17 protein-coding genes and 2 pseudogenes are annotated in these 20,673 nt (G+C 73.0%); 14 read left to right on the forward strand and 5 right to left on the reverse strand.

The window, feature by feature from the left end:
- Nucleotides 1-48 precede the first annotated feature (48 nt).
- A complete protein-coding gene (locus tag ET526_RS08005; protein WP_135467163.1) occupies nt 49-1,293 on the forward strand; it encodes a methyltransferase in 1,245 nt (414 codons plus the stop codon).
- Entirely contained in the window at nt 1,290-1,808 is a 519-nt protein-coding gene (locus tag ET526_RS08010) for a YdcF family protein (RefSeq protein WP_135467164.1), read from the forward strand. The genes ET526_RS08005 and ET526_RS08010 overlap by 4 nt, the downstream gene beginning before the upstream one ends.
- A 65-nt stretch (nt 1,809-1,873) precedes the next feature.
- Here ET526_RS08010 and ET526_RS08015 read toward each other — a convergent pair whose 3' ends face one another.
- Nucleotides 1,874-2,134, reverse strand: a complete 261-nt coding sequence (locus ET526_RS08015) for a GlsB/YeaQ/YmgE family stress response membrane protein (RefSeq protein ID WP_135467165.1) — start codon at nt 2,132-2,134, stop codon at nt 1,874-1,876.
- A 118-nt stretch (nt 2,135-2,252) separates the two neighbouring features.
- Nucleotides 2,253-2,603 (reverse strand): hypothetical protein, encoded by a 351-nt coding sequence (locus ET526_RS08020; protein ID WP_135467166.1) that lies wholly within the window; start codon nt 2,601-2,603, stop codon nt 2,253-2,255.
- Nucleotides 2,604-2,808: 205 nt separating this feature from the next.
- On the opposite strand from ET526_RS08020, the gene ET526_RS08025 reads away from it, so the two are divergent.
- Nucleotides 2,809-3,891 (forward strand): zinc-binding dehydrogenase, encoded by a 1,083-nt coding sequence (locus ET526_RS08025; protein WP_135467167.1) that lies wholly within the window; start codon nt 2,809-2,811, stop codon nt 3,889-3,891.
- Nucleotides 3,892-4,897: 1,006 nt separating this feature from the next.
- Here the strand turns inward: ET526_RS08025 and ET526_RS22695 are convergent.
- Nucleotides 4,898-7,146 (reverse strand): annotated as a pseudogene (locus tag ET526_RS22695) (Rne/Rng family ribonuclease); the annotation flags it as partial.
- 680 nt (nt 7,147-7,826) lie between these two features.
- Here ET526_RS22695 and ET526_RS08040 point away from each other — a divergent pair.
- The 11 genes from ET526_RS08040 (at nt 7,827) to ET526_RS08090 (ending at nt 18,241) form a co-directional block, all read left to right on the forward strand.
- Entirely contained in the window at nt 7,827-8,624 is a 798-nt protein-coding gene (locus ET526_RS08040; protein ID WP_240048310.1) for an N-acetylmuramoyl-L-alanine amidase family protein, read from the forward strand.
- A gap of 427 nt (nt 8,625-9,051) precedes the next feature.
- Nucleotides 9,052-9,348: a hypothetical protein gene (locus tag ET526_RS08045; protein WP_135467170.1), complete on the forward strand. Its 297-nt coding sequence runs from the start codon at nt 9,052-9,054 to the stop codon at nt 9,346-9,348.
- On the forward strand, nt 9,345-9,767 hold the full coding sequence (locus ET526_RS08050) for a type II toxin-antitoxin system VapC family toxin (RefSeq protein ID WP_135467171.1): 423 nt from the start codon (nt 9,345-9,347) through the stop codon (nt 9,765-9,767). The genes ET526_RS08045 and ET526_RS08050 overlap by 4 nt, the downstream gene beginning before the upstream one ends.
- A gap of 49 nt (nt 9,768-9,816) precedes the next feature.
- Nucleotides 9,817-10,005 (forward strand): hypothetical protein, encoded by a 189-nt coding sequence (locus tag ET526_RS08055; protein WP_135467172.1) that lies wholly within the window; start codon nt 9,817-9,819, stop codon nt 10,003-10,005.
- Nucleotides 10,002-10,097, forward strand: a complete 96-nt coding sequence (kdpF, locus tag ET526_RS08060; protein ID WP_204623534.1) for a K(+)-transporting ATPase subunit F — start codon at nt 10,002-10,004, stop codon at nt 10,095-10,097. Before ET526_RS08055 ends, kdpF begins: the two co-directional genes overlap by 4 nt.
- Nucleotides 10,098-10,101: 4 nt before the next feature.
- Nucleotides 10,102-11,799 carry a potassium-transporting ATPase subunit KdpA gene (gene kdpA, locus ET526_RS08065; protein ID WP_135467173.1) on the forward strand — a complete coding sequence of 566 codons (1,698 nt, stop codon included), beginning with the start codon at nt 10,102-10,104 and terminating at the stop codon, nt 11,797-11,799.
- Between the two features lie 11 nt (nt 11,800-11,810).
- Nucleotides 11,811-13,880, forward strand: a complete 2,070-nt coding sequence (gene kdpB, locus ET526_RS08070; protein ID WP_135467174.1) for a potassium-transporting ATPase subunit KdpB — start codon at nt 11,811-11,813, stop codon at nt 13,878-13,880.
- Nucleotides 13,881-13,882: 2 nt separating this feature from the next.
- Nucleotides 13,883-14,437, forward strand: coding sequence for a potassium-transporting ATPase subunit KdpC (gene kdpC / locus ET526_RS08075; protein ID WP_135467175.1), 555 nt, complete (start codon nt 13,883-13,885; stop codon nt 14,435-14,437).
- 104 nt (nt 14,438-14,541) lie between these two features.
- Nucleotides 14,542-17,202 carry a sensor histidine kinase gene (locus tag ET526_RS08080; RefSeq protein ID WP_135467176.1) on the forward strand — a complete coding sequence of 887 codons (2,661 nt, stop codon included), beginning with the start codon at nt 14,542-14,544 and terminating at the stop codon, nt 17,200-17,202.
- Nucleotides 17,199-17,927: a response regulator gene (locus ET526_RS08085; protein ID WP_135467177.1), complete on the forward strand. Its 729-nt coding sequence runs from the start codon at nt 17,199-17,201 to the stop codon at nt 17,925-17,927. Before ET526_RS08080 ends, ET526_RS08085 begins: the two co-directional genes overlap by 4 nt.
- A gap of 107 nt (nt 17,928-18,034) precedes the next feature.
- On the forward strand, nt 18,035-18,241 hold the full coding sequence (locus ET526_RS08090; RefSeq protein ID WP_135467178.1) for a hypothetical protein: 207 nt from the start codon (nt 18,035-18,037) through the stop codon (nt 18,239-18,241).
- A 5-nt stretch (nt 18,242-18,246) separates the two neighbouring features.
- On the opposite strand, the gene ET526_RS08095 is transcribed toward ET526_RS08090, so the two are convergent.
- Nucleotides 18,247-20,079: a hypothetical protein gene (locus tag ET526_RS08095; protein WP_135467179.1), complete on the reverse strand. Its 1,833-nt coding sequence runs from the start codon at nt 20,077-20,079 to the stop codon at nt 18,247-18,249.
- A 12-nt stretch (nt 20,080-20,091) separates the two neighbouring features.
- Nucleotides 20,092-20,673: pseudogene (locus ET526_RS08100) on the reverse strand (phage tail protein); the annotation flags it as partial.

Consider the following 20,673-nt stretch of genomic DNA (forward strand, 5'->3'; position numbering starts at 1 on the left):
CGCCGCCCGCCCCTGGCGGAGCCCCCGGCGGCGGCCTATCAGCCCGCCATGCCCGACGCCGCCGACCGCCAGCTCGCCGCCCAGTACGAGGCCTATCCCTACCCTGCCCGCGACCCTCGGGAGGAGGCCAGGCGCCTGGTGGTGGGCAGCCCAAGCCATCTGCGGGAGGTGGACCACTGGATCTTCGGCGCGCGCCGCCCCGCCTCCGTGCCGCTGCGGGCGCTGATGGCCGGCGGCGGCACCGGCGACGGCACCATCATGCTGGCCCAGCAGATGGCCTGGGCGGGGCGGGAGGGCAGCGTCACCTGGCTCGACCGCAGCGGCACGGCGCGGCGCATCGCCGAGGCGCGGGCGGCGGCGCGGGGCCTATCGAACATCCGTTTCGTCGAGGGCTCGATCCTGGACCTGCCCGGCAGCGGGCTCGGTCCCTTCGACTACATCGACTGCTGCGGCGTGCTGCACCACCTGCCGGACCCGGCGGCGGGGCTCCGCGCCCTGCTCTCCGTGCTCGCCCCCGGCGGCGGGCTCGGGCTGATGGTCTATGCTCCGCACGGGCGCACCGGGGTATACATGCTGCAGGACGCGCTCCGCCTGCTGGCCCCGGCGGAGGAGCCGCCGGCGGCGCGGCTCGAGGTGGCGCGGCGGCTGTGGCGGCAGGCACCCGAGACCGCTTGGCTCAGGCGCAACCCCTGGCTGACCGACCATCTCTCGGGGGGCGATGCCGGGCTCTATGATCTGCTGCTCAACCCCCGCGACGTGGCCTTCACCGTGCCCGCCCTGCAAGCCCTGCTGGAGGGGGCGGGGCTCACGGCCACCTGCTGGGTGGAGCCGGTGCGCTACGACCCGGACACTTACCTCTCCGACCCGCGACTCAGGGCCCGCACCGCCGCCCTCTCCCCGCTCGGGCGGGCGGCGTTGGCCGAGGCGATCACCGGCAACATGGGCATCCACATCGTCTACTGCGTGCGCGCCGGCGAGACGCCGGCGCCGCCCCCCTGGGACGACCCCGCGGCGGTGCCGGCGCTGCGCGAATGGGACGGGCCGACCATCGCCCGCAACCTGCCCCCCGACGGCACCCTGCCCGTGGCCTTCGACGGGCTGCAGGTGCGCCTGCCCCTGCCGCGGCTGGCCGGGGCGATCCTGCAGCGGGTGGACGGGCGGCGCAGCCTCGGCGCCATCGCCGACGAGCTGGCCGCCCGGGGCGTCTCGCGCGAGCAGTTCGCGCGCGACCTCGGCCAGCTCCGCCACGCGCTGGAGCGGCTGAACCGGCTGCTGCTCGCGGCCCCGGCGTGAGCGGCGCGGACCCGGCCGCGATCATCATCTTCGGCGCCGCGGTGCGGCCGAGCGGCCTGCCGAGCGGGGCGCTGCGGCGGCGGGTGGAGGCGGCGCTGGCCTTCGGGGAGGCGCTGCCGGGCACGCTCTATGTCCCGACCGGGGCGCGCGGCCGCTTCGGCGAGGCGGAGAGCGCGGTGATGGCGGCGCTGCTGATCACCCGGGGCGTGCCCCGCAGCCGCATCCTCGAGGAGCCGACCGGGACCGACACCCTCTCCTCCGCCATCGCCTGCGCCCGGCTGCTGCGCGCGCGCGGCCACCGGGGACCGGTGCTGGCGGCGAGCAGCGCCTATCACCTGCCGCGCTGCCTGCTGCTGCTGCGCCTCGCGGGGCTGAAGGCGCGCCCGGTGCCGCCGCCGCGCGGCCCCGCCGCGGCGGGCTGGCGGCAGCGGTGGTGGTGGCGGCTGCGCGAGGTGCCGGCGCTGCCCTACGACGCCCTGCTGATGCTGTGGCACCGCGCCCGCCGGCGGATATGAGGAGGGCCGGCGGATCCCTCCGCCGGCCCCTTCCCGAAGGCGCCCGCCCTTCCGGGCCCGGACGGTCAGGGCACGCGCGAGCGCGCGAACAGGGCGTTGTAGATCCAGAGCACGATGATCGCGCCGATCACCGCGACCAGCAGGCTCCACAGGTTGAAGCCGGTGACCCCGGCGCCTCCGAGGGCCTGGAAGATCAGGCCGCCGACGAAGGCGCCGACCACGCCGAGCACCAGGTTCATCACGAGCCCGGAACCCTCCCCGTGCATGATCTTGCTGGCGATCCAGCCGGCGATGAGTCCCAGGATGATCCAGGCGATGATTCCCATTCCGCTCTCCTCCGCTGCGCCCGGCGGCCGCCGGCGCTTCCACACCGGGCACTAAGCGCGAGAGGCGGATTGGTTCCAAGCCCTCCGTCGCTGCCGCGCGCAGCGCGGCCGCGGCGCCTCACTCCTCCGGCGGGCGCCACTCCCCGGAAGGCGGCTCCACCCCGGGCGAGGGATGGTCCCGCAGGATGCGCGCCGTCTCCCCGTCGAACAGGCTGCCGTCCCGCAGCGCCTCCGGCTCCGCCAGGCCGAGCGCCGCGACGGTGGCCGCGGCCACCCGCGCGGCGAGGGCGGCGGAAGGCTCGTCGCGGCATTCCACGACCACCGCCGCCTCTTCCCCCTCTCCCTCGCCCTCCACCAGCTCGACCAGGAAGAGCTGGGCGCCCTCGCGCGGCCCGGCCTCCCAGATGCCCTCCTCGCGGCTGTGCATGGGGGTGATGGCGATGGAGACGCTTCCGCTGCTGTCCGACATGGCTCTGCTCCGGATCCCGGGATGAAGCGCGCGAGACCGCCCGCGGATGCCGACGCCCTTCGCCTCCGCCCCGGAATGCCCCTGCTCCGCGGGGCGGACCTCGGGGCGGGGCTCGGCCGCCCGCGGAAAGCAAGGCATGATCCGCCGGAAGGCGGGCCATGCTGTAGGCTTGCGCCCGTCCCGAACGAAAGAGGGGGAGGAGAGGATGCGCGCTGCCGTGTTCCGCCGGGGGGAGATCGTGGTGGACACCCTGCCCGACCCGGTGCCGGCCGAGGGCCAGGTGCTGGTCCGCACCCGTGCCTGCGGCATCTGCGGCTCCGACCTGCACGCCGCGCGCTTCACCGACTCCTTTGTGGACGTCGCCCGCCGCTCGGGCGGCCGCTACACCATGACGGCGGACCGGGACGTCGTCTTCGGCCACGAATTCGTCGCCGAGGTGGTGGCGAACGGGCCCGGCACGGCCGGCCGCTTCCCTCCCGGCACGCTCGTCACCTCGATGCCGCTGACCCTCACCGGCACCACCGTCCACGGCATCGGCTACAACCCTGACATCGCCGGCGGCTTCGCGGAGTACATGCCGCTCGCCGAGCGGATGCTGCTGCCGGTGCCGGACGGGATGGACCCCGACCATGCCGCGCTGGTGGAACCGATGGCCGTGGGCGAGCACGCGGTGGAGGAGGCGCGGCTCGGCGGGGAGGAGGTGGCGCTGGTGATCGGCTGCGGCCCGGTGGGGCTGGCGGTGATCGCGGCGCTGCGGCTGCGGGGCATCCGCCCCGTGATCGCCGCCGACTTCTCGCCGGCCCGGCGGGCCCTGGCGGCGCGGATGGGGGCGGATGCGGTGGTGGATCCGGCCGCCGCCTCGCCCTACGCCGCCCTGCTCGAGGCGGCCACCCCGCCGGGCCACGACCCGAGCCGCTACGCGCAGCTTTTCCGCACCTCGCCGCCGCGCCGGCCGACGGTGCTGTTCGAATGCGTGGGCGTGCCCGGCGTGCTGCAGGCGATGCTGGAGGGGGCGCCGCCCGGCGCGCGCATCGTCGTCGTCGGGGTGTGCATGGAGCCAGACCGCATCGAGCCCTTCTTCGCCATCGCCAAGCAGATCGAGCTTCGCTTCGTGCTCGCCTACACGCCCGAGGAATTCGCCCGCACCCTGGAGCACATCGCCGCGGGACGGATCGCGGTGGCGCCGCTGATCACCGGCCGGGTCGGGCTCGACGGCGTGCGGCAGGCCTTCGCCGATCTGGCGCGCCCGGAGGCGCAGGCGAAGATCCTGGTCGAGCCCTGGCGCTAGGCGGATCCCGTTCGGGTGGCCCCGCCTGAACGGGTGGGGATGCCCGCACGAACAACGAGCCAGCGCCTAATCCGCGAAGGCGGATCGGGCTGTAGGGCATTTGCCGTGGGCCGGGGCGAATGGGGCGCCCAGGCGCGGGCCGCCGGAACCGCTCCCCTCCCTGACCGAGGGACTCGCCGCGGAAGCGGCGGCCGGGAAGGGAATCCACAGCCATGTCCACGGCCTCCGCCCCTCGATCTGTGGACAAGTCTGGGGATGGTCGGCACCGGGGATGCCTTGCGGTTCAGAAACGTTCTGCCCCGACAAGGGCTTCGTTGCGCATCCGCCGATGTGGACGGCGCCGCGCGGCCGGCGGCGGAGACCGCGCCGCCGCCGGCCGGGGTGGGTGTCAGCGCCGCCACCAGCCGGTGCGGCGCGGCGCCTCGATGGGCACCTGCCCGATCACCTTCGGCATGACCAGCGGCCCCTGGACCGGCGTGGCGGGCTGCGCCGCGGCGTCCTCGGCCTCGCCCTCCGCCTGCGCCGGCACGCGCTCCGGCGCCTCGGCGGAGGGCTCCGGCGCGGCCTCTGCCGCAGGAATCGCGGCCGTCGGCGGCGGCGCGGGCTCCGGCGGCGGCACGAAGGCCGGCTCGGCCGCCGGCGCCTCCTCCGGCAGGGGCGGGGCCTCGGCCTGGAACGGGGCGGGTTCCGCCGCCGCGCCATCCTGCCAGGCGGCGGGCGCCTCTGCCTCGGCCGGCGCGGCACCGCCCGCCGGCGGCCGCGCGGCGGCTTCGAGGGCGGCCTCCGCCGCCTCCATGGCCGCGAAGATGTCATCCACATGCCCGGCGAAGGGATCGGCCGGAGTCGGGCCGGAATAGCGCGGCGGCACGGTGGCGGCCTCCTCCGGGGCACCCTCGGGGCGGGGGCCGCGGCGGCGACGGCGGCGGCGGCGCGGGCCGCCCTCCGCCTCGGCGGCGGCCGGCGTGGGCTCGACCTCGGGCGCCTCTCCGGCGGCGGGCGCCTCCTCGGGGCCGGCCTCCTCGCCCTCGCCCTCGGCCTCCTCCGGCCTGGCCTCGGCACCGACGGGCGCCTCCTCGCCGCGCCCGCCGCGCCGGCGGCGGCGGCGGCGGCGGCGCTTGCCGCCGGCCTCGCCCGGACGGGCCTCCTCCGCCTCGCCGCGGGCGGTGGCCTCCTCCTCCTCTTCCTCGCCCTCCTCGGCCGCCGGAGCCTCCTCCTCGGGGGTGGGCTCGGGCTCCGGGGCGTAGTCCATGCGCAGCGCCGCCGGCGCCTCCGGGGCCGGGCGGCCGGGCTCGGCGGCGCGGGTGCGCTCGATGCGGAGATTGGCGCCGACCAGCGACTCGTCCGGCTCGAACAGCACGCTCATGCGGTAGCGCGCCTCGATCTGCGCCAGCCTGTCGCGCTTGCGGTTGAGCAGGTAGAGGGCGACCGGGGCGGCGACGTGCACCGTGATCTCGGCGGCGCGGCGTTTCGCGCCCTCGTCCTCGATGGCGCGCAGCACCTGCAGCGCGCTGCTCTCGACGCTGCGCACCTGGCCGCGCCCCTGGCAGTGCGGGCAGGTGACGAAGGTGGTCTCGGCGAGCGAGGGGCGCAGCCGCTGCCGGCTCATCTCCAGCAGGCCGAAATGCGAGATGCGGCCGACCTGGATGCGCGCGCGGTCCTGCTTCAGCGCCTCCTTCAGGCGCCGCTCCACCATGGCGTCGTGCTTGCCCGACTCCATGTCGATGAAGTCGATGACGATGAGGCCGGCGAGGTCGCGCAGGCGGAGCTGGCGGGCGATCTCGTCCGCCGCCTCCAGGTTGGTGCGCAGCGCCGTGTCCTCGATGTGGCGGTCGCGCGTGGCGCGGCCCGAGTTCACGTCGATCGCGACCAGCGCCTCGGTCTGGTTGATGACGATGTAGCCCCCGGACTTGAGCGGCACCGTCGGCGAGTGCATGGCGTCGAGATGCGCCTCGACCTGGTGGCGCGCGAACAGCCCGCCCTCGCGCGCGAGCTGGATCTTCTTCACGTGCTGGGGCATCAGCATGCGCATGAACTCGCGCGCCTGCTGATAGGCCTCCTCGCCCTCGACCAGGATCTCCTCCACGTCGCGGGAGAAGACGTCGCGGATGGCGCGCTTGATGAGGTCCGCCTCCTCGTAGATCAGCGCCGGGGCGGTGGATTGCAGCGTGCGCTCGCGGATGTTGTCCCAGAGCCTGAGCAGGTACTCGCAGTCCCGCTTGATCTCCGCCTTCGGCCGCTGCGCCCCGGCGGTGCGGATGATGAGCGACATGCCCTCGGGCAGGCCGAGCTCGTCCACGATCTCGCGCAGCCGCTTGCGGTCCGCGGCCGAGGTGATCTTGCGCGAGATGCCGCCGGCGCGCGGGCTGTTCGGCATCAGCACCGAGAAGCGGCCGGCCAGCGAGATGTAGGTGGTGAGCGCCGCGCCCTTCGTGCCGCGCTCCTCCTTCACCACCTGCACCAGCATGATCTGGCGGCGCTTGATCACCTCCTGGATCTTGTAGTGGCGCAGGAATTTCGGCGGGATGCGCCGCTCGCGCGCCACCTCCTCCGCCCCCTCGCCGCCCAGCGTCTCGGGGGGGGGAAGTTCCTCGCGCGCCTCGGTCTCGCCGTTGGCGCCCTCCCCGTTCGCCGGGNCTCGCCGTTGGCGCCCTCCCCGTTCGCCGGGATCGCCTCGAAGGCCCCCTCGTCATGCCCGTTCGGCAGCGCGGCGGGCGGCGCGGCGGCCTCGGCGCGGGCCTCTTCCGGCGCCGCGTCGCCGGGCGTCGCGGCGTCCCCGGGCGCGGGCCGGTCTGGGGCGGCGGCCTCGTCGGGCAGCGCCTCGGTAGCGAGGACCTCGCCCGGCTGTTCCGCCGGCGCCCCGGCGGCGGGCGCCTCCTCCGCAGCCGGGGCGGCGGGGTGGGCCTCGGTCGCCTCATGCCGGGGGGCGGGGGCCTCCTCCTGTTCCGGCTCCTCCTCGTCCTCCTCCGCCTCGGCGGCCTGCATCTCCAGCAGGCGCTGCCGGTCGGCGACCGGGATCTGGTAGTAGTCGGGGTGGATCTCGCTGAAGGCGAGGAAGCCGTGGCGGTTGCCACCGTACTCGACGAAGGCGGCCTGCAGGCTCGGCTCCACCCGGACCACCTTGGCCAGGTAGATGTTGCCCTTCAGCGGCTTGCGGGAAGCGACCTCGAGGTCGAACTCCTCGAGCTGGTTGCCGTCCAGCACCACCACGCGGGTTTCCTCCGCGTGGGATGCGTCGATCAGCATGCGCTTGGTCATCAGGTCAGGGACTCCGGGCCGCGGCGCGCCCGGCGCGCCGGCGGCAGAACTGGGTGATCGGGCCCGGAATCGGGCGGTGTGCGCGGCGCGGGTCCGGCCATGCGGCGGCGATCCGTCCTCTTCCGGGGGGGCGCACGGCCCACGGCCCGGATCGCCACGCGCGGGCGATGGCGGGCCCGGGGTGTCGCCCCCTGCTTGCGCCCCCATGCGTCACGGCATACCGCCCGCGGTCGCGGTGCGGGCAGGGCAGCGTCGGTGCCGGGGCCGGTGGGGCACGGGGCCCCTGGCGTCCTTGGCGCACCGGCCCCACGGCCTGCGAAGGGTCATGCGACAGACGGCCACCTGCCGCAGCGGTCGGCCCGGCGAACCGCGGGGACGGCCCGATGCCGCCCCCATGCCGGGCCTCGCTGCGGATCACCCTGTCGGCTCCGGGGCCGCTCCGGGTGACCGCGCCTGTCCCTCCGCCGGCAACGGGCGCTGCCGGGGCAGGGCACCATAGAAGAGGGCAGGCCGTTTCCACAAGGCCGGGGTCGGCGCTTTTGCCGGCAACCCCGGCCGGCCGCGCGGCGACGGCTGGCACGTTACAAGCATTCCATGGTATTCTTCTCTCAGCGCCGCAGGGGGAGCGTCGCTTGGGGATGTCCGATGGCTTCGACGCGAAGGGCCCGCTAGGGCCCGTGATGGAACGGCGCCGGCTGCTCGGCTTGGCGCTGCTGTTTGCCGCGGGCGCGCCGCTGCCGGCGGCGGCGCAGCAGCCCGCCGCCGGGCGGGGGCGCGCGCCGCTGCCGCTCGTCGTGATCGATCCGGGGCATGGGGGGCGCGATCCGGGCGCGATCGGCCGCGCCGGCACGCAGGAGAAGCGCATTGCCCTTGCCGTGGCGCTGAACCTGAAGGCGCGGCTGGAGCAGGCCCGCCGCTGCCGGGTGCTGCTGACCCGCAGCAGCGACGTCTTCGTGCCGCTCGGCCGGCGGATCGAGATAGCGCGGCAGCGGCAGGCGACGCTGTTCCTCTCGCTGCACGCCGATTCGGCGCCGGGCGCGCGGGGGGCGAGCGTCTACACCCTCTCCGAGACCGCCTCGGATTCGCTGGCGGAAGCGCTGGCGCGGCGGGAGAATCGCGCCGATGCCGCGGGCGGGCTGCGCCTGCCCTCGGTCTCGCCCGAGGTGCAGCGCATCCTCCTCAGCCTGATGCAGCACGAGACCCGCACCGGGTCGGAGCGGCTGGCGCGTCTGACCGTGGCCGCGCTCGGCCAGCAGGTGCCGCTGCTGCCCAACACCCATCGCCGCGCCCGCTTCGTGGTGCTGACGGCGCCCGACGTGCCGGCGGCGCTGGTGGAAATGGGCTTCCTGTCGCATCCGCAGGACGAGGCGGCGCTGAACCGCGCCGCGCACCGGGCGAGGCTGGCGACGGCGCTGGCCGAGGCGGTGCACGGCTATCTCGGCATGCGCGCCGCCGGCCTCGGCGCAGCGGAAGGCTGACACCATAAGACCAAGACCCGCCCCGCCGCAGGCGGGCAAGCGGCCGAAGGGCCGCCGCGCGTGCGGCGCAGCGAGGCGCGCGCCGGCGGATTGGTTGCGATCCGGCCGCACGGCCGAGACGTTCGGGTAGCGGCAAGTGCGCTGGACGGCGACGGCTCCGGCGCATTTGGGAACTCGGCCGGCGCGCAGGGTCGCGGCGACGGGGCCGAGGCGCTGCGCGGCCACGGCGTGAGAACCCTTCCCGATCCGGGCGGCCGGATGCGGAAGGGCCAGGATGGCGGAGGGAGTGCTCCCGGATTCGAACCGTCGCCGACCTATTGCCTTGGAGAGAGCCGTCTACTCCGATGGCGCCAAGGCTGCGCCCCTGTTTCCCTTGAGCATCGCCGGTGTTTCCGGATAGATTTCCGGAAACTGGCAAGGATGCTCCATGCCCTCGAAGCCCACGCCCAAACCCCCTTCTGCCGTCGCCGAGCATCGGCGTCGCCTGCGCAGCCGCGGCCTGCAGCGCGTTGAGGTGCAGGTAAGCGGCGAGGACGCTCCCCTCGTCCGGGCGGTGGCCGCGGCGCTGACCGACCCCGACCAGGCCAGCGAGGCCCGCGCGCTGCTCCGACGTCGCTTTGGACCCGAGCCGGCGCGGAGCCTCAAGGACCTGCTCGCCGCGGCGCCGCTCGACGACGTCGACCTCACGCGGTCCCGCGATACCGGGCGTGCAGTCGACCTGTGACCTGGCTCGTCGACACCAACATCATCTCCGAGGTCCGGAAGGGCCCGCGCTGCCATCCTGGCGTCGCCGCCTGGTGGGCTGCGGTCGAGGACCGAGACCTGTTTCTCAGCGTCTTGACGCTGGGTGAGATCCGCCGAGGGGTCGAGGGCGTCCGTACTCGGGATCCGGCGAAGGCAGCCACTCTGGAACGCTGGCTCCGCGACATTTCCGAAGCCTTCGGAGCGCGCATCATCGGTGTGGATCTGGCAGTGGCCGAAGCGTGGGGGCGGATGTCGGTTGCGAGATCCGTCCCGGTCATCGACGCCCTGCTGGCCGCGACGGCGCAGGTACACGACCTCGTTCTCGTCACGCGCAATACGGCCGACGTCAGTGGGCTCGGGGTGCGGACGTTGAACCCGTTCGACGAGGCGCAGGCGTAGAGGCCGCATCAACGGCGCCGACACGCAGCGGCGTCTTTATGCACATTTTATGCTGCGCCTGCGGATCTCACATCGATCCTTTGCGCGCGCCCCCTCTATGCCCACGGGACGGACCCATGATGTCCGCACCCGTCCTTCGGTATTGGGGCGCACCATGATCGACCTTGTCTTGCTGGTGCTCGGCGTCGGTGTCTTTGGCCTGATGGCCGCCTATGCGGCCGGCTGCGAGCGGGTGTGACCGCCGTGATCGAACTGCTCCTCGGCGGAGCCGTGGCCGCCGGCCTCCTCCTCTACCTGCTGTGGGCGCTGCTGCGCCCCGAGGATCTGTGACGCCATGACCGCGATTGGCTGGGCGCAGATTGCCCTGATCCTCGGGCTCGTCGTCGCGACGGCCGTTCCGCTCGGGCGCTACACGGCGGCCGTCGCGGCGGGCCACGTCACTTTCCTCGCGCCTGTCGAGAGACTGTTCTACGCCGCGGGCGGCGTGGATCCGGCCCGTGGCATGGGCTGGAAGGCCTATACGCTGGCGATGCTCGCCTCGAACGCGGTCGGCTTCCTGCTGCTCTACGCGATCCTCCGCCTGCAAGGCGTGCTGCCGCTGAACCCCGAAGGCGTGGGCGGCCAGTCCGCCTGGCTCGCCTTCAACACGGCAGTCAGCTTCGTCACCAACACGAACTGGCAGGCCTACAGCGGCGAGAGCGGGTTGTCCTACCTCAGCCAGATGACGGGGCTGACAGTACAGAACTTTATCTCCGCCTCCACCGGCATCGCGCTGGCGCTTGCCTTGAGCCGTGCCTTCGCAGCAGGCGCGGTGAAGGATCTTGGCAACTACTGGGCCGATCTCGTCCGCATCACGCTCTACCTACTGCTGCCGCTGGCTCTGCTGCTCGGGCTGCTGCTGGTCGCCGGCGGCGTACCGCAGAGCCTGTCGCCCTATATCCAGGCGACGACGCTGGAGGGCGGGACGCAGACCATCCCGCTCGGACCCGCGGCCTTCCAGGTCGCCATCAAGCAGCTCGGCACCAATGGCGGCGGCTTCTTCGGCGTGAATTCCGCGTACCCGTTCGAGAACCCGACGCCCTGGACGAACCTGCTGCAATGCTGGGCGATCCTGGCGATCCCCTTCGCGCTGGCGCTGACCTTCGGGCACATCGTGCGCGACATCCGCCAGGGCTGGGCGCTGTTCGCCGTGATGATGGGCTTCGTCGTCGCGGGCGTCGCCATCGTCTATGCGGCCGAGGCCGGGGGCAATCCGCTCCACATCGCCGCCGGCGTGGACCCGGCGACGGGCAACATGGAGGGCAAGGAAGTGCGCTTCGGCGTCGCCCTCTCCGCGCTCTGGGCGGTGGCCACCACTGGCGCATCGAACGGCAGCGTGAACGCGATGCACGACAGCTTCACGCCGCTCGGCGGCTTGGTGCCGATGCTGATGATCCAGCTGGGCGAGGTGCTGCCGGGCGGCGTCGGCTCGGGCCTCTACGGCATGCTCGTCTTCGTGCTGCTGGCGGTGTTCGTGGCCGGGCTGATGGTCGGCCGCACGCCCGAGTACCTCGGCAAGAAGGTGGGGGCGAAGGAGGTGAAGCTCGCGATGCTCGCGGTGCTGATCCTGCCGGCCTTCATCCTCGGCTTCTCGGCGGTGGCCGCGGTGCTGCCGGTGGCGACCGCGTCGGTGCAGGATGCGGGACCGCACGGGCTGTCGGAGCTCCTCTACGCCTATACCTCCGGCGCCGGAAACAACGGCTCGGCCTTCGGCGGGCTCACCGCCGACACGCCCTGGTTCAACACGACCATCGGGCTTGCCATGCTGTTCGGCCGCTACGGCGTGATCGTGCCGGTCATGGCGATCGCGAGGGCGATCGCGGCGAAGCCGAAGCTCGCCGCCTCCAGCGGCACCTTCCCTACCCACACGCCGCTCTTCATCGGCCTGCTCGCCGGCGTGATCCTGATCCTGGGCGGGCTGCAATTCATGCCCGCCCTCGCCCTCGGCCCGGTCGCGGAGCACCTCGTGCTCGCCACCGGCAAGACCTTCTGAGGCCATCCGCGATGGACAGTTCTCCCGCCTTCCACCCGGGCGAGGCCCGCCGCACGACGCGCGGCGGCGCCCTTCTCTCCGGCCCGATCGTCCGGCGCGCGATGCTGGATGCGGTCGTGAAGCTCGATCCGCGCCACCTGGTGCGGAACCCCGTGATCTTCGTCACTGAGGTCGTCTCCATCCTGGTGACGGTGCTGGCGGTTCGCGCCGCTGCTCTGGGCGAGGCCTGGGCCTTCCAGGCCGGCATCGCCCTCTGGCTCTGGCTGACCGTGCTGTTCGCCACCTTCGCCGAGGCAGTGGCGGAAGGCCGCGGCCGCGCCCAGGCCGAAAGCCTCCGCCGGGCGAGGACCGAGGCGCAGGCAAAGCTCCTGCTGCGAACCGACGACCGCGCACTATGGCTGCCGCGCGCCGCGACGGAGCTGCGCGTCGGCGATCTGGTACTGGCTGAGGCTGGCGACCTGATCCCTTCCGACGGTGAGGTGGTGGAGGGGATCGCCAGCGTGAACGAGGCCGCGGTGACCGGCGAGAGCGCGCCGGTGATCCGCGAGTCTGGCGGCGACCGCAGCGCGGTCACCGGCGGCACGCTCGTCGTCTCCGACTGGATCGTGGTGCGAATTACGGCGGCGCCCGGCTCCACCTTCCTCGACCGGATGATCTCCCTGGTGGAGGGCGCGTCCCGCCAAAAGACGCCGAACGAGATCGCGCTCGACATCCTGCTCGCAGGCATGACGATCTTCTTCTTGATCGCAGTCGCGACGCTGGTCGGGCTCGCCAGTTGGAATGGCCAGCCGCCCTCCGTCGCGGTGCTGGCCGCGCTGCTGGTGACGCTGATCCCGACGACGATCGGCGGCCTGCTCTCAGCGATCGGCATCGCGGGCATGGACCGGCTAGTGCGCTTCAACGTGCTGGCGACCTCCGGCCGCGCCGTGGAGGCGGCGGGCGACGTGGACGTGCTGCTCCTCGACAAGACCGGGACGATCACGCTCGGCAACCGGCAGGCGGCAGGGTTCATCCCGGTGCCCGGCGTGACCGAGCGCGACGTGGCGGAGGCCGCCGTCCTCTCCAGCCTGGCCGACGAAACGCCTGAGGGCCGGTCCATCCTCGCCTTCGCACGAGAGCGATACGGGATCGAGGCGCCGGCGCTGCCCGAGGGCGCGCGCGTCATCCCCTTCACCGCGCAGACCCGCATTTCAGGCCTCGATCTTCCGCAGGGGGGCTATCGCAAGGGCGCGGTCGACGCGCTGGTGCGGAGCCTGGGCGGGGAGGTGCCGGCCGAGTTGCGGGCAGCGGTGGACCGCATCGCGCGCGCCGGCGGCACGCCGCTCGCGGTCGCGAAGGATGGCCGCCTGCTCGGCGCGATCGAGTTGAAGGACATCGTCAAGACCGGCATGCGCGCCCGCTTCGACGCGCTGCGCCGGATGGGCATCCGCACCGTGATGGTCACCGGCGACAACCGCCTGACCGCCGCCGCCATCGCGGCGGAAGCCGGCGTGGACGACTTCATCGCGGAGGCAACGCCCGAGGACAAGCTCGCCTACATCCGCAAGGCTCAGGCCGAAGGACGTCTCGTCGCCATGGCCGGCGACGGCACCAACGACGCGCCCGCGCTCGCCCAGGCCGATGTCGGACTGGCCATGCAGACCGGCACCCAGGCCGCGCGCGAGGCCGGCAACATGGTGGACCTCGACAGCGACCCCACCAAGCTCATCGAGGTGGTGGAGATCGGCAAGCAGCTGCTGATCACCCGTGGTGCCTTGACCACCTTCTCCATCGCCAACGACGTCGCGAAGTACTTCGCGATCCTGCCGGCGATCTTCGTCGCGTCCTACCCAGAGCTTGGCGCACTGAACGTGATGGGCCTCGCCTCGCCCGAGAGCGCCATCCTCTCGGCCGTCATCTTCAACGCGCTGATCATCGTGGCACTCGTGCCGCTGGCGCTCCGCGGGGTGCGCTACGTGCCGGTCGGCGCGGCTGCGCTGCTGCGCCGCAACCTCTTGATCTACGGTCTGGGCGGCGTCGCTGCGCCCTTCCTCGGGATCAAGATCATCGACGTCATCCTCGTCCTTCTGGGGATCGCCTGACCATGACCGCTCTCCTCCGCCCCGCCCTCGCCGTGGTCGGGCTCTTCACGCTGCTGCTCGGCTTCGCCGTGCCGCTCGCCTTCACCGGTGTCGCCGGCGTCGTCTTCCCCGGGCAGGCCGGCGGCAGCCTGCTGGAGCGCGACGGTCGAGTGGTCGGCTCGGCACTGCTCGGCCAACACTTTGCCTCGGAGCGCTACTTCCACCCGCGTCCTTCCGCAACAGCGCCTGCCCCCTACAACGCGGCCGCCTCGGCAGCTTCGCAGCTCGGCCCGACCTCCGCAGCGCTGCTGGACGCGGTGACGGAACGCGTCGCAGCGGCGGGCGGCGGGCCGGTGCCTGTGGACGCCGCCACCGCCTCCGGCTCGGGCCTCGACCCGCACATCAGCCCCGAGAACGCCGCGCACCAGGTGCCGCGCATCGCGGCCGCCCGTGGGCTGCCCGAGGCCCGCGTCGCCGAACTGGTCGTGCGCCAGACCGAGGGCCGGCAATTCGGGTTGCTGGGCGAGCCGCGCGTGAATGTGCTGCGCCTCAACCTGGCGCTCGACGCGCTGCGCTGACCGCCATGCCCTGATGGCTCCCGCGCAGCGCCACCTTGTGGCCTACCTATGCACGCCGAAACAACCGCCGCCCGGCTGGTCAACGCCCTGCTATCCTGCGGCCGATGTCTGGTGAACCAGCCCGCCCCGACCCCGATGCCCTGCTCGCGCTTGCGCGGCGGGAGGGGCGCGGGCGGCTGAAGGTGTTTCTCGGCGCCGCGCCCGGTGTCGGCAAGACGATGGAGATGCTCGCCGAGGCGCATCGCCGCCGCGCCGGCGGCTCGGACGTGGTGGTCGGCATCGTCGAGACCCATGGCCGCGCGGAGACTCAGGCGGCGATCGGCGACCTCCCGATCCTGCCGCGCAGCCGGATCGATTACCGGGGCCAGGCGCTCGAGGAGTTCGACCTCGATGCGGCGCTGGCACGGCGCCCGCAGATCCTGCTGCTCGACGAGTTGGCGCACACGAATGTGACGGGCAGCAGGCACCCCAAGCGCTGGCAGGACGTGGAGGAACTGCGCGAGGCCGGCATCGAGGTGTGGACGACGATGAACGTCCAACACCTCGAGAGCCTGTCGGAGGCCGTGGCGCGCATCACCGGCGTCCGTGTGGCGGAAACTGTGCCCGACCGCATGCTCGCCGAGGCGGACGCCGTCGAGCTGATCGATATCCCGCCCGCCGAACTGATCGAGCGCATGCGCCAGGGTCGCATCTATCGCCCCGACCAGGCGAGCCGGGCGCTGCGCGGCTTCTTCAAGGAAGGCAACCTCGCCGCGCTGCGCGAGATGGCGCTGCGCCGCACGGCCGAGCGCGTGGATGCAGACGTCACCGGATACATGAGGGCGAACGCCATTGCCGGCCCCTGGCCGGCCGGCGACCGCGTCATGGCCCTGATCGGCGCCGATCCGTCGGCCGAGCTCGTGGTGCGCGAGGCGCGGCGTGTGGCGGATGCCTTGAAGGCGCCGCTCGTTGCGCTGCATGTCGAGCAAGCCACCGCGGATGCCTCCGCGGATCCGGGCCCGGCGCTGCGCCTGGCCGAGCGGCTTGGCGCGCAGACGGAAACCATCGCTGCCGCGGACCTTCCCACCGCCATCCTGCGCGAGGCTCGGGTCCTCAACGCGACGCATCTGGTGATCGGTCGCGGCCGCCCGGGCTGGTGGCGGCGCCTGACAGGGCGGACGCTTTCGGCGACGCTGCTCCGCGAAGCCACCGACTTCACACTCCACCTGGTGCCGGAGCCGGCCGGGACGCCACGGCGCCTCCGAGCGGAACCTCGCGCGCTGCCGGGCTGGACCGGTTGGGCGGCGACGCCGGTTCTCGTCACGGCGGCGACCGCGGTCGGTATTGCCTTCGACGGGGTCGTGTCGGAGGGCGCCCTGGGCATGATCTATCTGGTGCCGATCGTCGCGGCGGCGGTAGGGTTCGGGCCGATCCAGGGCGCCTTCGCCGCGGCACTCTCCTTCCTGGCCTGGAACTTCCTCTTTCTCCCACCGCGCTACACCCTGACGATCGCCGGCCCGCAGGATGTCGTCGGGGTCGTCGTGTTCGCCCTCGTCGCCTTGCTGTTGGCAGGCACCACCGGCGGCCTCGGCCGCTCCGTCCGCGCGGCGCGCGCCCGCATGCTCGACCTGCGCCGGCTCGTCGAATTCAGCCGCCGGCTCGGCGCGCCGGGCGACAAGGGCGACCTAGTGCTTGCGATTGCCGAGGAGGCGTCGCGCATCGCCGGCGGGCCCGCCTGCGTCCTGCTGCTCTTGCCTCCGCTGCCGGGCGAGAACGCCCCAGAGCCGGTCCTGCGGGCCAGTGTGCCGATCGAGGTCGAGCCCGACGACGCGAGCATGGCCGCGGCGCGCTGGGCGGCCGCCAACCGACGCCCGGCCGGACGCGGCACCGATACCCTGCCCGCGGCCGCCTGGCAGTTCCGGCCGATGCGCACGGCGCACGGCTTGGCGGGGCTGGTTGGGCTGCGCTTGCCGGAGGAGGGCGGCCCACTGGAGGGCGAGGCCGACCGGGCGCTCGACGCGCTGCTCGACCAGGCGGCCGTCGCGCTGGAACGGGCCGAGCTCATGGAGGAGCGTGCCCGCGGGGAGGCCCGCGCCGAGACCGAGGCGCTGCGCACCGCCCTTCTCACCTCGCTCGGCCACGACCTGAAGACGCCGCTCACCTCGATCCGGGGCGCGATAGGTACGCTGCGAACGGCAGGCCCTGCGCTTTCGGAAGAGACGCGTGCCGATCTCCTTGCGACCGCCGAGGAGGAAACCGAACGGCTGTCGCGCTGGATCTCGAACATCCTCGACATGGTGCGCATCGAGAACCGCCAGATCGAGCCACGGCGGGAGACGGTGGACCTCGCCGACGCGCTGGAGACGGCGGCCGCCCGGGCGGGCCGGGCGCATGGCCGCGAGGTGGTCCTCGACCTCGCATCACGGGCCACGGCGCCGCGACTCGATCCTGCGCTGCTCGACCAGGTGCTGGCCAATCTGCTCGACAACGCGCTGAAATTTTCCGGAGCCGCGGGCCGGGTGATGCTTCGCCTGAGCCGTGAGGGGCCGGAGGTAGCGATCACGGTGGAGGATGAAGGGCCGGGCATCCCGCGCGAGGATCTGCACCGAGTCTTCGACCCGTTCTTCCGCGCGACCCGCACGGACCGCGTCGCGGCGGGCAGCGGGCTGGGGCTCGCTATCTGCCGCGGGCTCGTGCAGGCCATGGGCGGGCGGATCGTGGCCGAGAGCCCGGTGAAGCCGAACGGAAGCGGGACGCGGATGGTGGTGAGGTTCCCCGGCGGATGAGTGAGAAGACGTCTCAGCGCGTCTCCAACGCGACGCGGCCACGCATTCTCGTTGTGGACGACGAGCCGCAAATCCACCGCTTCCTGGCCCCAGCGCTCGAGGCCGTGGGCTACGAGCCTTTGCGGGCCGAGACGGTGGCCGAGGGGCTGCGGGTCGCAGCCGAGCGGTCGCCGGCATTGGTGCTGCTGGACCTCGGTCTGCAGGACGGTGACGGCAAGACGGCGATCCCGAAGCTGCGCGGGTTCACGGAGGCGCCGATCGTGATCCTGTCGGCGCGTGACCAGGAGGCCGAGAAGGTTGCCGCGCTGGACGCTGGGGGCGACGACTATGTCGAGAAGCCCTTCGCACTGGGCGAACTGCTCGCCCGCATCCGTGCCGCACTTCGCCGAGTGGGGCGGCACCTACCCGAGGTGCAAGAGACGGTCGTCCGCGTGGGCAGCCTGGAAGTGGATTTTGCCCGGCGCACGGCTCGTGTCGAAGATGGCGAACCGCTGAAGCTCACGCCGAGAGAGTGGGATCTGCTGGCGGCCTTGGTGCGTGGTGGCGAGGGACGGGTGTTGACCCACCGGCAGCTCCTGACATCCGTCTGGGGGGCTGCCCATGCGGAGGAGACCCAGTACCTCCGCGTCTATGTCGGCCACCTGAGGCAAAAGCTCGGCGCCGCATCGCGCTTGATCCGCACCGAGCCCGGCGTCGGCTATCGCTTTGGCACCGACGACCACTGACGCGTGCCGGCGTCACAGCGCCGCAACGCCTCGAGCTCGATCTGTCCTGGCTGCGGCCTCGGTCCGCTGGCATCATCTCTCGGCCAGATCTGGATGGAGGCGGCGCCATGACCGACGATGCGACCGCGCTGAAGTCCAAGCGCGTGCCTGGCCGTAAGCCAGGGCCAGCACAGCGCGACGAGCTGCTTCGGATTTGGGGGCATGTCGACGACGACGGTCGAAAGCTCATGCTGTTCTTCGCGCGGACGCTCGCGCGCGATCAGGGCTTGGTGCCCTCGGATACGCCGTTGCTGATGACCGATCGCGTATTCTGAATTGACTACGGCAGCCGCCTCTTCGTCACCTGCACCGCCAGCGGCGCCGCGGCTAGGTCCACCGTCGAGGCGCTGACGTTCCGCGCCGTCACGCGCACGCTGTTGTTCGACCACACATGGCAGTCGAGCACAAAGGCGATGCTGCTGGTGTCGAGCGAGGCGTCCGCGAAATCGCCCCGCCGCGCGCCAGGCACCGTGACGTCCACGTTGGCCGTCGCGCCGGGCGCGAGGCTCGGCAGGTCCCAGTTGGTCTCCAGCGCCAGCGTCCGTGTCCCCGCCGGCAGCGACGGGCAGCCATAGAGCACCGCCGGCGCGTCCTCCGGCAGCCCGTAGAGCCGCAGCGCCTCGAGCTCGATCTGCCCGTCGAAGCCGATGATGCCGATCTGCGCGAAGGCGACCCCCGACCCGAGCCGCACCGTCTGCCGCCGGTTGAGCGAACTGTCCTGCATCACCGCGCCGGCCTGCCAGCTCTTCGAGGCGGTGTCCCACTGCATGGTGGTGCCGGAGGCCAGCACGTCCTGCGGCTGGTTCTCCCGCACCGTGCCCGCGCCGTCGAAGCAGCGCACGCAGAGCCGCCCGCCATCGGCGCCGCCGACCAGCCAGTGGGCCAGCGCGAACTCCTTCGCGTGCGTGGTCTGCACCACGAAGGCGACACCGCGGTTAGCGTTCAGCAACAGCCCCCGCCCGGTCGCGGCGATGCCGTCCAGCCCGTTCCAGGACAGCGCCGACATCGTGGTCTCGGTGGTGGTCGAGGTGGCGATGATGCAGGCCCCCTCCAGGCCGATCTCGGTGTTGCTGTGCCGGAAGGCGGCGGCGCGCAGGTTCGGGATGTTCGCCAGCAGCCGGGTCAGCCGCGACGCCGGCGCGCGGTGGCGGTTGTAGACCGCGTTGCCGGCCCGGGTCGCGGTCGCCGTGTAGTCGATGCCGATGGCGTAGGTCTGCGCCCAGGCCACCTCGTACTCGCAGTCGGTCGCCGCGCCGGTGTGCCGCGCCGCGATCGGCGAGCAGGCCTCCATGCGCATCCCCCGCGCGATGATCGCGGTGCCGCCGGTCTCGTTCAGGAAGGGGATGGCGACGTTGGGGTCGAGCTGGCGGAGCTCGAAGTTCGGCCCGTCGAAGATGTGCCGGTTGTGGTTGTTGTAGGCCCCGGCCTGAGGCGAGAAGCGTACCCCGAAGCGGTCGAGCGTCGGGTTGATGCCCGTCGCGCAGGCGAAGTGGCCGCCATAGTAGCGGATCGAGGTGTTCCAGGCCGTGGCGGTGGCGCAGTGCGCGTCGAGCCCGTACCGGTTGTTCAGGATGCGGCCGAGGATCAGCGTGGTGTCCTCGAAGCCGCGGCCGTCGCCGAGCGTGCGCAGCCCGATCGTGAAACCCGAGACCAGGCGGAGGTCGAGCAGCGAAGAGTCGAGGTTGCGCGCGAGGATGCCGATGTCGGCCTCGCTGACCCAGTCCGACTGGACCTGCCGCGTGACCTGCAGGTTGAGATAGAGCTTCTCGCCGTTGCGGGTGGTGCCGCCGTCGCCGAGCGTCAGCACGGTGGCCGGTGCGTTCGCGGCGCCGGTGTACTGGATCACCCCCTGCATGATCAGCCCGCGGGCCCCGCCGCCGAGCGTGACGCCGGCGTCGACGTTCCAAGTCCCGGGCGGGACGACGGCGAACTTTCCGTCCGCGGCGGCGCGGTCGAAGCAGGCTTGGATGGCAGCGCGGTCGTTGGCGGCGCCGTCGCCCAAGCCCCCGAAGTCGCGCGGTAGCACCGCCTCGCGGTCGCGCAGGTACTTCGTCAGGTCGGTCTTGGAGATGTTCTGGCCGAGGACCATCAGGTCGTCGATGCGGGCGGCCATAGCTGCCTCCGATCAGAGGGCGGTGGCGGTGACGGGCCCGGCGAGGGCCGAGACGTTGCCCTCGGCGGAGACGGCGCGGAGCCAGTACCAGCGGGTCTGGCCGGCGCTGAGGCCGGTGCGGTCCCAGGGCAGTGCAGTGGGCTCGGTCGCGAGCTTCACGGCGGCGAGGCTGTTGGACGAAGCCTCGAACACCTGCAGGCGCACCGCGTCGGCCGGGAAGCCGCCGGAGAGCCGGACGCCGCCGGTGATGCCGAGGGCCGCGGGCGCGGTGACGGCGCCGGGGATGGCCGCCTCCCGCCAGCCCGACACCGCCCCGCTGCGCGCCACCGCGCGCGCCCGGAAGGCGGTCGGTTCACTCGTGGGGATCGAGGCCGCGGTGGCGCCCAGGGCGCCCCCGTAGCCCTGCCAGGCGGCGACGGAGGCGGGGCGGAACTCGAGTTCGTAGCCGGCCAGGTAGGCGCTGCCGACCGCGGACCAGGAGACGCCGAGGGCGGCAAAGGCCGTGCCGAGCGGCGTCTCGACCGTGATCGCCGCCGGCGCGGCGATCACCCCCGGGTTCGGCAGCACGACGGAGGGGCTGTCGCCGGCGGCGCG

The sequence above is a fragment of the Crenalkalicoccus roseus genome (genome assembly GCF_004761865.1).
Lineage (GTDB): Bacteria > Pseudomonadota > Alphaproteobacteria > Acetobacterales > Acetobacteraceae > Crenalkalicoccus > Crenalkalicoccus roseus.

What these genes read in the sequence shown, in the direction of transcription:
- kdpA (WP_135467173.1), top strand. Translation starts at nt 10,102, where the DNA reads ATGACCGCGATTGGCTGGGCGCAGATTGCCCTGATCCTCGGGCTCGTC.
- ET526_RS08015 (WP_135467165.1), bottom strand. Translation starts at nt 2,134, where the DNA reads ATGGGAATCATCGCCTGGATCATCCTGGGACTCATCGCCGGCTGGATC.
- ET526_RS08040 (WP_240048310.1), top strand. Translation starts at nt 7,827, where the DNA reads ATGGAACGGCGCCGGCTGCTCGGCTTGGCGCTGCTGTTTGCCGCGGGC.
- ET526_RS08085 (WP_135467177.1), top strand. Translation starts at nt 17,199, where the DNA reads ATGAGTGAGAAGACGTCTCAGCGCGTCTCCAACGCGACGCGGCCACGC.
- ET526_RS08045 (WP_135467170.1), top strand. Translation starts at nt 9,052, where the DNA reads ATGCCCTCGAAGCCCACGCCCAAACCCCCTTCTGCCGTCGCCGAGCAT.
- ET526_RS08095 (WP_135467179.1), bottom strand. Translation starts at nt 20,079, where the DNA reads ATGGCCGCCCGCATCGACGACCTGATGGTCCTCGGCCAGAACATCTCC.
- ET526_RS08020 (WP_135467166.1), bottom strand. Translation starts at nt 2,603, where the DNA reads ATGTCGGACAGCAGCGGAAGCGTCTCCATCGCCATCACCCCCATGCAC.
- ET526_RS08090 (WP_135467178.1), top strand. Translation starts at nt 18,035, where the DNA reads ATGACCGACGATGCGACCGCGCTGAAGTCCAAGCGCGTGCCTGGCCGT.
- kdpC (WP_135467175.1), top strand. Translation starts at nt 13,883, where the DNA reads ATGACCGCTCTCCTCCGCCCCGCCCTCGCCGTGGTCGGGCTCTTCACG.
- kdpB (WP_135467174.1), top strand. Translation starts at nt 11,811, where the DNA reads ATGGACAGTTCTCCCGCCTTCCACCCGGGCGAGGCCCGCCGCACGACG.
- ET526_RS08080 (WP_135467176.1), top strand. Translation starts at nt 14,542, where the DNA reads ATGTCTGGTGAACCAGCCCGCCCCGACCCCGATGCCCTGCTCGCGCTT.
- ET526_RS08005 (WP_135467163.1), top strand. Translation starts at nt 49, where the DNA reads ATGCCCGACGCCGCCGACCGCCAGCTCGCCGCCCAGTACGAGGCCTAT.
- ET526_RS08055 (WP_135467172.1), top strand. Translation starts at nt 9,817, where the DNA reads ATGCTGCGCCTGCGGATCTCACATCGATCCTTTGCGCGCGCCCCCTCT.
- ET526_RS08025 (WP_135467167.1), top strand. Translation starts at nt 2,809, where the DNA reads ATGCGCGCTGCCGTGTTCCGCCGGGGGGAGATCGTGGTGGACACCCTG.